Source organism: Amycolatopsis sp. WQ 127309 (genome assembly GCF_023023025.1).
Classification (GTDB): Bacteria; Actinomycetota; Actinomycetes; order Mycobacteriales; family Pseudonocardiaceae; genus Amycolatopsis.
On record NZ_CP095481.1, the window covers coordinates 2,895,508 to 2,910,347 of the forward strand.

Here is a 14,840-nt window from a genome sequence, read left to right on the forward strand (position 1 = left end):
CTCGCTAGGCTTGAATCGGGGGCTGCTCAGGTCAGGCGAGCGCTGTCTGGGTGGCTGCCAAGGCGTCCACCAGGATGTCCAGGCCCTCCTGGGCTTCCTCCGCCGTCAACGTCATCGGCGGGCCCAGCCTCAGGACGTTTCCGTGCAGGCCGCCCTTGCCGATCAGCAGGCCGCGCTTCTTCGTCTCCTCCAGCATCCGGGCCGCCGCGGCGACGAAAGGCTCGGTCGTGCCCGGCTTGATCAGCTCGATACCGATCATCAGGCCCTTGCCGCGGACCTCCGCCACGATCGGCGAGTCAGCCGCCCGCAACCCCGAGAGCAGCTGACGGCCTCGGGCCGCGCAGTTCGCCTGGAGGTCGTGGTCCTTGATGTAGTCCAGCACCGCCGTCGCGCCGGCCATCGAGACCGGGTTGCCGCCGAACGTCGAGAACGACTGGGCCTGGAAGCAGTCCAGCACGTCGCCGCGGGCGACCACGCCGCCGACCGCCAGGCCGTTCCCGAGGCCCTTCGCGAACGTCATCATGTCCGGCGTCACGCCGTGCGCGTCGATGCCCCAGAAGTGCTCGCCCGTGCGGCCCCAGCCCGTCTGGACCTCGTCCGAGATGAACAGCACGCCGTAGGAGTCGAGGACTTCCTTCATGGCGCGGAACAGGCCGTCCGGCGGGAGGCTGAAGCCGCCGACGCCCTGGATCGGCTCGGCGATCAGGCAGGCGACGTCACCCGCGGTCGCCGTGTCGAGGACGTCGACCAGGTCGGCGACGCAGGCGTCGATGTACGCCGCGTCGGACAGGTGGCGGAAGGGGCTGCGGTAGCGGTAGCCGCCGTGGACGTAGTTGACCTTGACTGGGCTCAGCGCCGACGCCGACCAGCCGCGGTTGCCGGTGATCGCGACCGTCCCGAAGGACCGGCCGTGGTAGGAGTTCCGCATCGCCAGCACCTGGTTGCTGCGCCGGAACTGCGTCGCGAGCATCAGCGCCGTGTCGTTCGCCTCGCTGCCGGAGTTCGTGAAGAACACCTTCGCGTCCGGGATGCCCGACAGCGAAGCGATCCGCTCGGCCAGCTCGACCTGCGAGCGGATCAGGTACAGCGTCGAGGTGTGCAGGATGCCGGTGTCGAGCTGCTTGCGGACCGCGTCACCGATCTCGGCGACGTCGTAGCCCATCGAGTTCGTCAGCACGCCGGCGAAGAAGTCGAGGTAGGTGCGGCCCTGCGAGTCGGTCATCCGCCGGTCGTGCGCGTGCACGATCTCGATCGGCTCCTCGTAGAGCAGCGACATCCAGGACGGCATCACAGCGCGGTGGCGGGCGAGCAGCTCGTCGGTCATCGGGGCGCCTCCTCGGGGTCTCCTTGGAGTATGGGGAGCCCGCGAACCGAGCTTCAACGATCAGACTGTCGGGACAACCGCTGACGGGCGCACAGTCTGTACGGACTACCCTCTGTCTTCGTGATTGACCCCAGGACTCTGCGCGATGACCCGGAAGCCGTGCGCGCGTCGCAGCGCGCCCGTGGCGAGGACGAAGGAGTGGTCGACAAGCTGCTCTCCCTCGACTCCCGGCGCCGCTCTTCGATCGCGGCCGCGGACAAGCTGCGCAACGAGCAGAAGATCCTGGGCAAGCAGATCCCGAAGGCGCCGCCCGAGGAGAAGCAGCAGCTGCTGGCCACGGCCAAGGAGCTCGCGGCCCAGGTGAAGGCAGCCGAGGCGGAGCAGAACACGTCGTCGGAGGAGTTCGACCAGCTCTTCCGGACCGTGCCGAACCTGGTGCACCCGGACGCGCCGATCGGCGGCGAGGACGACTTCACCGTCGTCAAGCACGTCGGCGAGCCGACGAAGCTCGGCTTCACCCCGAAGGACCACCTCGAGCTGCTCGAAGCGCTCGGCGGCGTCGACATGGAGCGCGGCGCGAAGGTGTCGGGCTCGCGGTTCTACTTCCTCACCGGCGTCGGCGCGCAGCTGCAGCTCGGCCTGCTCAACATGGCCATCGCGCAAGCGCTCGAAAACGGCTTCACACCGATGATCACGCCGTCGCTGGTGCGCCCGGAGATCATGGCCGGCACCGGCTTCCTCGGCCAGCACTCGAGCGAGATCTACCACCTCCAGGACGACGACCTGTACCTCGTCGGCACGTCGGAGGTGCCGCTCGCCGGCTTCCACGCCGACGAGATCCTCGACCTGAACGACGACGCGAAGCGCTACGCGGGCTGGTCGTCCTGCTACCGCCGCGAGGCCGGCTCGTACGGCAAGGACACCCGCGGCATCATCCGCGTGCACCAGTTCGACAAGGTCGAGATGTTCGTCTACACCAAGCCGGCGGACGCCGAGGCCGAGCACGCGCGGCTGCTGGACTGGGAAGAGCAGATGCTGGCGAAGATCGAGGTGCCCTACCGGGTCATCGACACCGCCACCGGCGACCTCGGCACGTCCGCGCACCGCAAGTTCGACTGCGAGGCGTGGGTCCCGAGCCAGGAGGCCTACCGCGAGCTGACCTCGACGTCCAACTGCACGACGTTCCAGGCCCGCCGCCTCTCGGTCCGCTACCGCGGCGAAAACGGCAAGCCGCTGATCGCCGCGACGCTCAACGGCACGCTGGCCACCACCCGCTGGATCGTCGCGATCGTCGAGAACCACCAGCAGGAAGACGGCTCCGTGCGCGTGCCCGAGGCGCTGCGCCCGTTCGTCGGCGGCAAGGAAGTCCTCACGCCCCGCTGATTTGCGGTTATGCCAGGTGCGCACCCGTTCGGCCCAGTAAGGTCCGGGCCGAACGGGAGGATTCTTCGGATGCGCATGAAGTGGCAGGCCGTGGTCGCGCTGGCGGCCGCCGCGGTCGTGGTGACCGGCTGCACGGTGACGGTCGGCGGGTCGGCGTCGCCGGTGCCGGGCCAGGGGCCGGTGACCAAGGTCGTCGACGCCTGTTCGCTGCTGACCCCGGAGCAGGTCGACGCCCTCGGCTACCAGGGGGCGGGCCGGTCGGTGCCGAGCGACAAGTCGCGGAACCAAGCGGCCATGTGCCTCTGGAACTCGAAGGACGACGCCGAGATGTCGTCGGTGCTGAACGTCGGCATGGCGGTGGACATCAGCATCGACGAGTACCTCGCCGGCGCCGTCCCGAAGTCCTCGCCGGAGCGGATCGGCGGCTTCAGCTGGACGCAGTACGCGTCGATCCTGGCCGGCGACTGTTCGCTCTACACCGTGCTGGGCGAGAAGTCGTTCGCCTACGTCAGCGTCTCCGGCACGGACCTGGCCAAGTCCTGCGCGCTGGCGAAACCGGCGATCCCCCAGGTCGCTTCGCACCTGCCGGGCGGCCAGGACGCGCCCTCGATCACGCCGTCGACGTCGGCGAAGCCCGAGCCGGGCGGCCCGCTGCTGTCGGTCGACCCGTGCACGCTGATGAAGCCGGAACAGCTGGCGCAGCTGAAGAACATCTCGCCGAGCGGCGAGAAGACCGTCTCGACCGTGGTGCCGAACTCGTCCTACTGCCTGTGGGACGACACCGACGGCGACGACGGCCAGAAGGCGTTCGAGGTCTGGGTCGGCCCCAGCACCCCGGTGGCCGAGTGGCCGGGCACGCAGGACGTCCAGCCGACCGAGACCGTCGACGTCGGCGGCAAGAAGTGGGGCGTCTTCCCGAACATGGGCGGCCTGCGCGCGACCTGCGGCGCGACCCTGCCGATCACGGACACGTCGTCGGTGCAGGTGGTCAGCGGGTTCATCGGCGACGACACCAAGACGTGCGACGTCGTCAAGCAGGGCCTGCCGCTGGTGACGGCGAACCTGCCGGGCTGAGCCTCAGGCCGAGACCTGGTCCGCGATGTGGCGCGCGATCTCCAGCGCGCTCGTCGCGGCCGGCGATGGCGCGTTCAGGACGTGCACCTGGTCGCGCGCGGTCTCGATGAGGAAGTCGTCGACGAGCGAGCCGTCGCGGCGCATCGCCTGCGCGCGGACGCCCGAGCCGTGGCGGACGATGTCGTCCTCGGTGACGGCCGGGACGAGCCGGGCGAGGCTGGCGGCGAAGCGCTTCTTCGAGAACGAGCGCCGCACCTCGTCGAGCCCGGTCGGCAACGCGTACTTCTTCGCGAGCCGCCAGACGCCGGGGAAGGCCGCGACCTCGGCGACGTCCTTCGCGGAGAAGTCGGCCCAGCGGTAGCCCTCGCGGCGCAGCGCGAGCACGGCGTTGGGGCCGGCGTGCACGCTGCCGTCGAGCATCCGGGTCAGGTGCACGCCGAGGAACGGCAGCGTCGGGTCCGGCACCGGGTAGATCAGGCCCTTGACCAGGCCGCGGCGTTCGGGCTTGAGCTCGTAGTACTCACCGCGGAACGGCACGATCTTCGCCGACGGCGTCAGCCCGGCCAGCCGCGCGACGCGGTCGGAGTGCAGGCCGGCGCAGTTGACGAGCCCGTCCGCGACGATGACGTCGGACCCGGTCGCGACCTCGACGCCGCCGTTCGCGCCGGCCCGGATGGCCATCGCGGGGCTGTTCAGCCGCAGGTCGACGCCGGCTTCGTCGAGCAGCCGCACGAGCGCCGCGCAGACGGCGGGGAAGTCGATGATCCCGGTCGACTCGACGCGCAGCGCGGCGACGCAGGACACCTCGGGCTCGTACTCCCGCGCTTCGGCGGGCGAGATCTTCTTGGCCGGGACGCCGTTGGCCTCGGCCCGCTCGGCGAGCGTGTCGAGCGCCGGGATCTCCTTCTCGTCGGTGGCGACGACGAGCTTCCCGCACACCTCGACCGGCACGCCGTACTGGCGCGCGAAGTCCACGATGGACCGGTTGCCGGCGACGGACATCCGCGCCTTGAACGAGCCGGGCTTGTAGTAGAGCCCGGCGTGGACGACGTTCGAGTTGTGCCCGGTCTGGTGCGCCGCCCACCGCGGCTCCTTCTCCAGCACGGTGACGTCCAGCCCGCGCCTGGTCAGCTCCCAGGCCACAGCCAGACCGACGATCCCGCCCCCGACGACCACCACGTTGCGCACGATCGACCAGGCTACGCGAGTCCCTGGTGCGCGCCGCCCCTGGCGTTACCTAACGTCCGTCAGGTACGGTACCTAACCGATGTCAGGTAAGCGGTTGACCCGGGAAGCGCGGCGCGAGCTGATCGTCGCCGCGGCCGCCGAGGTGTTCGCCTCGGCGGGCTACGCCGCGGCCGGCATGCGCGAAGTCGCGGCAGCGGCCGGAATCAGCACGCCGGTGCTCTACGACCACTTCCCGGCGAAGGCCGGGTTGTACGCGGCCCTGCTGGAGTCCGAAGTGGACGATCTGCTCGCGGGCTGGGCCGAGCTGCCGCCCTCGGATGACCCGGAAGTGTTGCTGCGCAGCCGCGTGTCGGCGATCTTCGCGTGGATCGAAACCCACGAGCGCGGCTGGCGGATGATCTTCGCGGAGCCGCCGTCGGACCCGGCGGTCGCGGCGACGCACCGGGCTGGCCAGGACCGGGCGACGGCCGGCCTGACGGCGTTGTTCCGCGGCATCCCGAGCCTCGACCTGACCGCCCGCATCCCGCGCGAGCTGGCCGACGAGGTCCTGGCGGACGCGAGCAAGAGCGCGCTGAACGCGGTGGCGACGTGGTGGTGGCGCCACCGGGAAGTCCCGCGCGACGAGGTCGTAGCGCTCACGGTGGACCTGCTGTGGCGCGGCCTGGCCACGCTGACCAAGGGGGAGCGATGAGCACCGAGACCTACCGGCTCGCGGCCGAAACCGGCGATGCCGACTTGGCGATGACGGCGTTCGCCCCGGACGCGGTGCTGCACTCACCGCTGACTTCGCGGGTGCGTTTCACCGGGCACGCGGAGCTGCGAGCGCTGATCGAGGTGGCGTACACCCACCTGACGGAGATCCGCTTCCACACGGACGTGGGCGACGACCGGACCCGCGTGGTCGTCTACACCGCACGCATCGGCGGCGAGCCGATCGAGGAAGCGGCGTTGCTGCGGTTGAACTCCGCCGGGTTGATCGAAGAGGTGACGTTGTTCGTGCGGACGTTGCCGGGGCTGGTGGCGTTGATGGACCGGTTCGGCCCGGACATCGCCCGGCGCAACGGCCGCCGGTGGGCCGCGCGGGTGCTGAGCGTGCTGACGAAGCCGTTGCTGGCGATGGTGAAGTCGGGGGACCGGTACGCGGTCCCGCTGGTCAGTCCGCCAGTCCGGCCGTCGTGAGCGCCTTCTGCGCGCTCATCCCCAGTCCGACGCCGTAAGCCCGCTCGAAACCCGCCGCTCCCAACGACTCCCGCACCCGGGCCCGGACGGCCGAGGCGTCCGGGTCGCCGCTGATCGCCGTGCCGCGGACCGCCGCCGCGGCGCCCAGCAGCACCGCCGCCTGGTCCGGGTGGGTCGCCGCGCCGGCCAGGCCCTCCAGCGCGAACGCCACGACGTCGCCCGCGTGCCAGTGCCGGCCCAGCAGCAGCGCCTTCCGGTGCGACTCGGCCGCGTCGGAAACCCGGCCCTCCGTCAGCGCCAGCCAGCCCAGCGAGATCAACGCGCGCGCGTGGGCCGTCTCCGCCGCGAACGACCCGCCGTCGCACTCCGCCAGGGCGCGTTCGCAGAAGGCACGCGCCGTGGGCAGGTCGCCGGCCAGCCGGGACAGGTCGGCCAGACCGACGTAGGCCGCCGCCCGGGACTCCGGCATGCCCGAGCGGCGGGCGGTCGACGCGGCCAGCTCGTAGTCCGCTTTCGCGCCGTCGTGGTCGCCCTGCAGCACCCGGGTCCAGGCGCGGCGCGTGATCAGGTCCGCGACATCGTCCGTCGCGCCCAGTTCGTGCATCAGGGCCAGCGACTCGTCCATCTTCACCAGCGCCTCGGCGTGCTCGCCCCGCCAGCTCAGCAGCTGGGAAAGGTGATCCAGCGCCATCGACAGGCCCCACCGCTCGCCCAGCGCCCGGAACTGCACGGCGCCTTCGCGCAGGCCCTCCTCGGCCTGGCGGAGGTCGCCGGTCATCATCGACCGCAGGCCGAGCCCGGTCGGCACCAGCGCCCAGCTCCACGCGTCGCCGTGCGCCAGCATCGCCTCGCCGCGCCCGTACAGCTCCGCGTCGTCGGCGGGCGGTCCGACCACCACCGCCAGCACCATGATCAGCATCGGGTGCCGCGGCATCCACATCGAGTCCCGGGCGTACCGCTGCGCCATCGGCACGTGCGGCGCGAGCGCCTCTTCGTTCGGCATGCCGGCCAGCGCGGTGAGCAGGCAGAGCAGGAACTCCTCGAGGTACTCCGCCCGCACCTCCGGCCCGCAGCGCTTGACGACCTCCAGCGACACCACCGCGCCCTCGAACCGCCGGCCGCGCATCCACCAGTACATCGCCAGCGGCGTGACCATGCGCAACGCGATCACGACGTCCGCCTCGGCCGCCCAGCGCAGGGCCGCGAGGATGTTGTCGTAGTCGGCGTCGATGCGGGCCAGCCACTCCAGCTGCGCCGCCGTCCGCAGCATCGGGTCGGCTTCCTCGGCGAACCGCAGGAAGTACTCGGCGTGCGCGCGGTGCAGGGCGTCCGTCTCGCCCGCTTCGCCGAGCTTCCCGGCGCAGAACGCGCGGATCGTCTCCAGCATCCGGAACCGCCCGCCGACGGCCTCGACCAGCGACTTGTCGGCCAGCTCCGGCAGCAGGTCGACGTCCGCACCGCACACCTCGGCGGCCGCGGCGACGGTCGCGCCGCCGGGGAACACCGTCAGCCGCCGCGCGAGCTCCCGCTCCTCGTCGCCGAGCAGGTCCCAGCTCCATTCGACGACGCCGCGCAGCGACCGGTGCCGCTGCTCGGCTGTCCGGCTACCGCGTGCGAGCAGCCGGAACCGGTCGTCGAGCCGGGCCGCGATCTCGCCGGGCGGCAGCAGCCGGACGCGGGCCGCGGCCAGCTCCAGGGCCAGCGGCAGGCCGTCGAGGGCGGCGCAGATGTGCTGGACGTCGCCGATCGTCGACTCGTCGACGGCGAACGCGGGATCGCTCGCGGCCGCGCGGTCGGCGAACAGCCGGATCGCCGCGAACTCGCCCGCCCGCGCGGCGGACGTCCCGGGCGGCGGCACGGCCAGGCGTGGCACCGGCGCCAGCTGCTCGCCGGTGATGCCGAGCGGCTCGCGGCTGGTGGCCAGCACCCGCAGCCCGGGGCACGCGCCGAGCAGCCGCCCGGCCAGCCGGGCCGCGACGTCGACGACGTGCTCGCAGTTGTCGAGCACCAGCAGCGTCGTGCGGTCGCGCAACGCCGCGATCAGCCGGTCGGCGGGGTCCTGCGCCTCGCGCTGCCGGAGCGGGGTGTCCCGCAGGCCCAGCGCGGTCAGCACCGCGCCGGCGACGTCCGCGGGCCCGTGCGGCGCCAGCTCGGCGAAGGCGACCGGGCCCGTCTCGGTCGCCGCGACCTCGACGGCCAGGCGTGTCTTGCCGGTGCCGCCGGGCCCGGTGAGCGTCACGAGCCGGGCGCGCGCCAGCAGCTCCGAGACCTGCCGCAGCTCGTCGTCACGGCCGACGAAGGAGGTCAGCTGCGCGGGCAGCGCCGAGATCGCCGGCTTCTCGGTTTCGCCGCGAAGCACCGCGAGGTGCGCTTCGGCGAGTTCCGCGCCGGGGTCGGCGCCCAGCTCGTCGGCCAGGGTGCGGCGGGCGTCCTCGAACGCGGCGAGCGCGTCGGCGGACCGGCCCGCGGCGTGCAGCGCCCGGACGAGCTGCGCGCGCGGCCGTTCCCGCAGCGGCCGCTCGGCGACGGTCTCGCGCAGGCCGGCGAGGACGTCTTCGGCCTGGCCCATGGCCAGCCGGGCCTCGACGTGGTCGTCGGCCGCCTCGGCCCGCAGCTCGTCGAGCCGGGCGGCCTGGGCGGCGGCGAACGGCGCGTCCGCCAGGTCGCTGAACGCGGGCCCGCGCCACAGCGCCAGGGCCTCGCCCAGGACGTCCGCGGCGGGCGAGCCGGCCTTCAGCAGCGCGCGCCCTTCGCGCGCGAGACGCTCGAAGCGGTGGACGTCCACTTCGTCCGGTTCGACGACCAGGCGGTAGCCCGCGGCGGTGAACTCGACCGGCGCCAGGTCCTTCAACGCCGTCCGCAGCCGTGACACCTGGGACTGGAGGGCGTTGGCCGCGCCGTCCGGCGGCTCCTCGCCGTACACGCCGTCGATCAGCCGCTCGGCCGGGACGAAGCGCCCGGCGTCGAGGGCGAGCAGGGCCAGCAGCGTGCGCGAGCGCGGACCGCCCACCGCCGCTGGTGCGCCGTCCGGGTGCCACGCGGTGACGGCCCCCAGGACCCCGAATCGCATGCGCCCAGCGTAGGGCGTGGTCAGGCGCATGGTGGGGATCACTCGAAAGTGGGGTTCGGCGTGGGCCTGTGAATCAGCTGAGCGTACGTATATACACTTCGCCGGGTCCCCACGCAATGGGAGAGGTATGTCGCCCGACAGCATTGCCCTAGGTCAGCCGACCGTCGGCGAGGAAGAGCTCGCCGCCGTCGCCGAAGTCTTCCGCTCCGGCTGGCTGGCCGGGGCCGGTCCCGCGTGCCGCCGTTTCGAGGAACGGTTCGCGCAGGTCACCGGCACCGCGCACGCGCTGACCACCGCGAACTGCGGATCGGCGCTCTTCCTCGGTCTCAAGGTGCTCGGCGTCCAGCCGGGCGACGAGGTGATCGTCGGCGACTACACCTTCCCGGCGACCGGCCACGCCGTCGTCCAGGCCGGCGCGAAGCCGGTCTTCGCCGACATCCGCCCGGACGTCTTCAGCGCCGACCCGGCGCACGTCGAAACCCTGATCACCCCGCGCACCGTCGGCATCCTCGCCGTCGACGTCGCGGGCCAGCCGGGCGACTTCGACGAGTACCGCGCGCTCGCCGACGAGCACGGCCTCTGGCTGTTCGAGGACGCCGCGTGCGCCGCCGGCGCGACGTACAAGACGCGCCCGGCCGGCAGCCTCGCCGACCTGGCCGCGTTCTCCTTCCACGGCCGCAAGGGCATCACGGCCGGCGAGGGCGGCGCGCTGGTCTCGGACCGCGAAGACCTCATCGCGCACGCCCGCAAGCTCCACACGTACGGCATCGAACCGGCGATCAGCCGCGAAGGCTCCACCACGCTGCCGATCCCGGAGTTCCACGAGCTCGGCTACAACTTCCGCATGTCGGACGTCCAGGCCGCGATCATGAACGTCCAGCTCGACCGCCTGCCCGACCTCCTCGCCGCCCGCCGCTCGGTCGCGAAGCGCTACCACGAGGCCTTCGACGACGTCGACGCGCTGACCGTCCCCGTCGAGCTGCCCGACCGCGAGCACCCGTGGCAGGCCTACCTGCTCACGGTCGCGCCGGAGGTCAGCCGCGACCAGCTGGCCCTGCGCATCCGCGAGCAGGGCGTCCAGTGCAACTTCGGCACCTACGCTTCCCACCTCCAGCCGATCTACGGCCCCCAGACCCCGCTGCCCGTGTCGGCCGACGCGTTCGCGCGTCAGCTCGCCATCCCCATGCACGCCAACCTGACGGACGCCGAAGTGGCGCGCGTCGGCGAGGTCGTGCGCGCCGCCGTGCAGTCCCTGTCCTGAAGCCACCGACCGAGGAGAATTTGGTGTCCGACAAGAAGGTCGTGTCTTCTGGGGCCGAGCCCCAGGCCCCGGCCGGGGGGCGAGCCCCCCTGGACCCCCCGAAAACGGTTTTGTTCACGGGGGCCGGTGGGTTCATCGCCGCACACGTAATCCCCTTGCTCATCGAGGGCGGCTACACCGTCCGCATCTTCGACAACATGACCCGCGGCGACCGCGCGCGCGTCAACGAGTTCGTCGCCACCGGCAAGGTCGAGCTGGTCGAGAAGGACGTCCGCTACGGCGGCGCGGTGCGCGAGGCCATGCGTGGCTGCACCCACGTCATCCACTTCGCCACGGTCTCGATCAACAAGTCGATCGCCGACCCGCACGAGTCGTTCGACATCAACATGACCGGCAACCACAACGTGTTCGCCGCGGCCGCCGACGAAGGCGTCGAGCGCCTGGTGTTCGCGTCGACGGCGTCGGTCTACGGCGAGCCGAAGCGGCTGCCGATGCACGAGGACGACGAGCTCAAGCCGCTCACGCCGTACTGCATCTCGAAGCGCGCCGGCGAGGACATGCTCGGCTTCTACGAGCGCCAGAAGGGCCTGTCCTGGAACGCGTTGCGCTTCTTCAACGTGTACGGCCCCGGCCAGAAGATCGAGGCGTACTACACCTCGGTGATCAACCACTTCATCCAGCGCCTGCGCGCCGGCCAGCCGCCGATCATCGACGGCCGCGGCGACCAGTCGATGGACTTCGTGCACGTCACCGACCTGGCGCGGGCCGTCGTCGCCGCGCTGGAGTCCGAGCAGGCGAACCTGCCGATCAACATCGGCACCGGCATCGACACCTCGATCGCGGCGCTGGCCAAGATCCTGATCGAGGCCGTCGGCGTCGACGTCGAGCCGCTGTTCAACGAGCGTGACGTGCTGGTTTCGCGGCGCGCCGCCGACATCACCCGCGCCCGCGACGTGCTCGGCTGGGAGCCGCGGATCACTGTCGAAGAAGGCATGCGACAGCTGGTCAAGGACTCCGAGTGAGTACCGCCGCGGGCCCTGCCCGAGGACGTGCGATGCGCATCGCGGTGGTCAACAACTTCTTCCCGCCCCGGGTGGGCGGGAGCGCGCACATGTCGGCCTCGCTCGCGGCGCAGTTCGTCGAGGAGGGCCACCAGGTCCTGGCGATCACGGCCGCCTACGCCGACGCCCCGGCCGAGGAGGAGCGCGACGGCTACCGCGTCGTGCGCCTCCCGGCGACGAAGATGCCGCAGGTCGGCCTGTCGATCGACTTCGACATGAGCTTCGCGTCGGTGCGGCCGGGCAACTGGCGGCGGCTGTGGAAGCTGCTCGACGAGTTCAAGCCGGACGCGATCCACCTGCACGGCCAGTTCTTCGACCTGTCGTGGCTGGCCGGGATCTACGCGCGGCGGCGGCACATCCCGGTGCTGCTGACCATCCACACCCTGCTGATCAGCGACAACAAGCTGTACGGCGGTGTGTTCCGGGTGCTCGACGCGGTGCTCGTGCGGCCGATCCTGCGCTACATCCGGCCGCGGTACGTCATCCTCGACAAGCTCGGCGTCGACTACTGCGTCGAGCGCTACGGCACCAGCGACGCGAACTCCGAGTACTTCCCGATCGCGGTCGACACCGGCCACTTCGCGAAGCCGGTGACGAAGGACGTCCGCGCGGAGCACGAAATCGGCGACGCGCCGCTGATCGTTTCGCTCGGGCACGTCATCCCGCTGCGCAACCGGCTGCCGCTCATCGAGGCCTTGCCGTCCATTTTGGACAGACACCCCGGCGTGCGGGTGGTCGTCGTCGGCCGCGTCTACCACGACGCGTTCCTGAAGCGGGCCGCCGAACTGGGCGTCTCCGAGGCGCTGGTCGTCACCGGCGCGGTGCCGAAGGAGGACGTCCCGGCGTACTTCGCGGCGGCGGACATCGTGACGCACGACCTCAACGGCGGCTGCGGCACGGCGTCGCTGGAGGCGATGCTGTCCGGCACCGCGACGATCGCGTCGGTCACCGAGGACAACTACCCGGGCATCGAGCTGCGCAACGGCGAGAACGTGCTGCTGGTGCGCCCGGACGACGCCGAAGCCGTGGCCTCGACGGTGATCGAGCTGCTCGACGACCCCGAGCGGCGCGCGCAGATCGCGCAGCGGGCGAGCGAGATGGTGCGGTCGAACTTCGGCCTCGACGTCGTCGCCGAGGAGCACCTGCGGACCTTCGAGAAACTGGTGTCGGACGCCCATGTTCTTCGATGACGAGCGCAGCCACCGGCTGCGCCCGCAGATCCTGACCGAGCTCGTCTCGCAGTACATGAACGACGCCGAGCGGGCGCAGTTCTACGGGCTGCCTTCGACGTGCCGCGTGCGCGAGCGCGTCAAGATCATCAGCCCCGAGAACCTCAAGATGGGCGACCACTGCTGGGTCGGCGAAGGAGCGGCGCTCGACGCGAGCGGCGGCCTGGAGATCGGCGAGCACACCAGCATCGGGCTGAACACGCTGATCTTCACGCACTCCAGCTGGCTCGCGAACATGACGCTGCAGAACCATTCGGGCAGCGACCTGATCGAGCGCAAGCCGGTGAAGATCGGCAAGGGCTGTTTCATCGGCGGCCTGGTGGTCATCATGGCGGGCGTGACGATCGGCGACTTCGCCACGGTCCAGCCGAACTCGGTGGTGGCCAAGGACGTCCCGCCGCGCACGCTGGTCGCGGGCAACCCGGCCCGGGTCTTCCAGCGCTACGACGAGGAGTACATCCAGTCCGAAGTGGACCGTGTCCGGGCGGACAACGCCCGCCGCCGCGAGATCGCGGAGTCACACGGGCAGAACACTTCGGGCTGGGGAGCCCCATCGGGCGACTACTCGGAGCAGTAGCTTTCCGGCAGGCTGACGTGCGAAGATGACGTCCAGTAACTGCGGCGAGGAGAAGGCGATGAGTGTCATGGAGTGGCCTCACCACCTCTTGTCCCTTGAAGACTGGATCGATCTGCCGGAAACCCCGGAGTACCAGGTCGAAGCGGTCGAAGGGGTTCTTGTCGTGGCGCCGCGTCCGATGCCATTCCACCAGCTTGCCCTTACCCGGCTGGGCTACTTGATCAACGAGCAGCTCCCGGATGAGTACTGTGCGCTGAGCGAAGTCGAAGCAGTCATCGCCGAGGCACCGCTGACCGTCCGGGTGCCCGACGTGCTGGTGGCCCCGGCCGCCCTGGTGGCGACGAACCCGGCTCGGCTCGATGTCGCTGATGTGCAGCTGGTGATCGAAGTGCTGTCCGAGGGCACCAGGCGGACCGACCAGGTCACGAAGTTCTCCGAGTACGCGGAAGCCGGGATCGAGCACTACTGGATCGTCGACCTCGACCCGCCGATCAGCATGATCACCTATCGGCTGGTCGACGAGGACTACGAGAACTTCGGCGAACAGTCCGGCGTCGCCGAACTCGACTTCGGTGGCCATGCGTTGACCATCGACCTGAACGCACTCACCACCCGGCGCGCTCAGCGCCCTTGAACTTCGGTTGCTCCCTGAAGTGGATGACAGCGGCGCCGGCGTGGTCGCCGGCGCCGCCGTCGTGGAGCCGTCCGTACACGCTGTGACGCAGGTCAGCATGCATGCGGCGGCGAAGATTCCTCTACGAAGCGCACGGACGATAATCTAGCGCTCGGTCACCGAGCGCAGGATATCGGTTACGCAACGTTTCAGCCGTGGCCGACGCCGGTGTGGCCCGCCGGGAGCTTGGTGCCCGCCGCGTCGTAGGCGCGCAGGCGGCCCGGGTCGGCGGCCGAGTCGAACCAGAACACCACCACGTTCGGGTCGGCGCTCCACTTCGCTTGGTGCGCGACGACGTCGCCGGCGGCGGTGATCTTGGCGGCCGGGCCGGCGTAGTAGCCGAAGCTCGGCACGTCGTGGCCGTCCAGGTTCGCGCCGCCGGTCACCGCGTGGAAGCCCGGGGCCTTGTCGCCGCCCGCGAACTCGTTGGCGACGATCACGTCCTTCAGGCCGCCCGCGGCGTCGCGGATGCCGCCTATGATGCCGAACGTCGTGTCCGGCAGCCGCGGCTCCTGCAGCTTGACGCCGTAGAAGACCAGCTCGCCGGAGCTGTCACGGCGGCCCGTGCCGATGACGTCGCCCAGCACCTCGTGCTCGGGCGCGGCGTCCCGGGTCGGCGGCGGCGAAACCGGTGCGGCCGGCGCGACCGGTGCGGCGGCCACCGGAGCGGCCGGCGGCGTCTCGGCGTTCGCGCTGGTCAGAAGGCCGGGAACCACCAGTGCGCCGCAAGCGGCGACCACGGTACCGGCGATGACGAGGCGGTTCTTCACGGGTTTCCTCCCGGATCGGCAAGATCGTCCGCCGGTGACTACGGGCGTAGG

At 71.1% G+C, this 14,840-nt stretch carries 13 protein-coding genes; 9 read left to right on the forward strand and 4 right to left on the reverse strand.

The annotated features are described in order from the left end of the window. Positions 1-31: 31 nt before the first annotated feature. Positions 32-1,324 (reverse strand): aspartate aminotransferase family protein, encoded by a 1,293-nt coding sequence (locus MUY22_RS13290; RefSeq protein WP_247059883.1) that lies wholly within the window; start codon positions 1,322-1,324, stop codon positions 32-34. Positions 1,325-1,444: 120 nt separating this feature from the next. On the opposite strand from MUY22_RS13290, the gene serS reads away from it, so the two are divergent. Both serS and MUY22_RS13300 read left to right on the forward strand, forming a co-directional pair. Continuing rightward, positions 1,445-2,707, forward strand: a complete 1,263-nt coding sequence (gene serS / locus MUY22_RS13295) for a serine--tRNA ligase (RefSeq protein ID WP_247059884.1) — start codon at positions 1,445-1,447, stop codon at positions 2,705-2,707. 69 nt (positions 2,708-2,776) lie between these two features. Beyond that, positions 2,777-3,781 (forward strand): DUF3558 family protein, encoded by a 1,005-nt coding sequence (locus tag MUY22_RS13300; RefSeq protein WP_247059885.1) that lies wholly within the window; start codon positions 2,777-2,779, stop codon positions 3,779-3,781. A gap of 3 nt (positions 3,782-3,784) precedes the next feature. Here MUY22_RS13300 and lhgO read toward each other — a convergent pair whose 3' ends face one another. Beyond that, the gene (gene lhgO / locus MUY22_RS13305; RefSeq protein WP_247059886.1) at positions 3,785-4,969 is read right to left on the reverse strand and encodes an L-2-hydroxyglutarate oxidase; all 1,185 of its coding nucleotides are present in this window, start codon (positions 4,967-4,969) and stop codon (positions 3,785-3,787) included. Between the two features lie 94 nt (positions 4,970-5,063). Here lhgO and MUY22_RS13310 point away from each other — a divergent pair, with 94 nt between their 5' ends. Both MUY22_RS13310 and MUY22_RS13315 read left to right on the forward strand, forming a co-directional pair. Further along, on the forward strand, positions 5,064-5,660 hold the full coding sequence (locus MUY22_RS13310; RefSeq protein ID WP_247059888.1) for a TetR/AcrR family transcriptional regulator: 597 nt from the start codon (positions 5,064-5,066) through the stop codon (positions 5,658-5,660). Further along, complete coding sequence (locus MUY22_RS13315; protein WP_247059890.1) at positions 5,657-6,148, forward strand: nuclear transport factor 2 family protein; 492 nt, start codon at positions 5,657-5,659, stop codon at positions 6,146-6,148. The genes MUY22_RS13310 and MUY22_RS13315 overlap by 4 nt, the downstream gene beginning before the upstream one ends. Here the strand turns inward: MUY22_RS13315 and MUY22_RS13320 are convergent. Then, positions 6,123-9,218 carry a BTAD domain-containing putative transcriptional regulator gene (locus tag MUY22_RS13320; protein WP_247059892.1) on the reverse strand — a complete coding sequence of 1,032 codons (3,096 nt, stop codon included), beginning with the start codon at positions 9,216-9,218 and terminating at the stop codon, positions 6,123-6,125. The two genes, MUY22_RS13315 and MUY22_RS13320, sit on opposite strands and share 26 nt — an antisense overlap. A gap of 127 nt (positions 9,219-9,345) precedes the next feature. On the opposite strand from MUY22_RS13320, the gene MUY22_RS13325 reads away from it, so the two are divergent. From MUY22_RS13325 to MUY22_RS13345, 5 genes are all read left to right on the forward strand, one after another. Next, complete coding sequence (locus MUY22_RS13325; RefSeq protein ID WP_247059894.1) at positions 9,346-10,479, forward strand: DegT/DnrJ/EryC1/StrS aminotransferase family protein; 1,134 nt, start codon at positions 9,346-9,348, stop codon at positions 10,477-10,479. Between the two features lie 89 nt (positions 10,480-10,568). Continuing rightward, positions 10,569-11,501, forward strand: coding sequence for an NAD-dependent epimerase/dehydratase family protein (locus MUY22_RS13330; protein WP_247063857.1), 933 nt, complete (start codon positions 10,569-10,571; stop codon positions 11,499-11,501). A 32-nt stretch (positions 11,502-11,533) separates the two neighbouring features. Further along, positions 11,534-12,730, forward strand: a complete 1,197-nt coding sequence (locus tag MUY22_RS13335; protein WP_247059896.1) for a glycosyltransferase family 4 protein — start codon at positions 11,534-11,536, stop codon at positions 12,728-12,730. Then, positions 12,717-13,346 carry a DapH/DapD/GlmU-related protein gene (locus MUY22_RS13340; RefSeq protein ID WP_247059897.1) on the forward strand — a complete coding sequence of 210 codons (630 nt, stop codon included), beginning with the start codon at positions 12,717-12,719 and terminating at the stop codon, positions 13,344-13,346. Before MUY22_RS13335 ends, MUY22_RS13340 begins: the two co-directional genes overlap by 14 nt. 58 nt (positions 13,347-13,404) lie before the next feature. Further along, a complete protein-coding gene (locus tag MUY22_RS13345; protein WP_247059899.1) occupies positions 13,405-13,980 on the forward strand; it encodes a Uma2 family endonuclease in 576 nt (191 codons plus the stop codon). Between the two features lie 188 nt (positions 13,981-14,168). Here the strand turns inward: MUY22_RS13345 and MUY22_RS13350 are convergent, their stop codons facing one another. Then, positions 14,169-14,789 (reverse strand): hypothetical protein, encoded by a 621-nt coding sequence (locus MUY22_RS13350; protein ID WP_247059901.1) that lies wholly within the window; start codon positions 14,787-14,789, stop codon positions 14,169-14,171. Between the last annotated feature and the right edge of the window lie 51 nt (positions 14,790-14,840).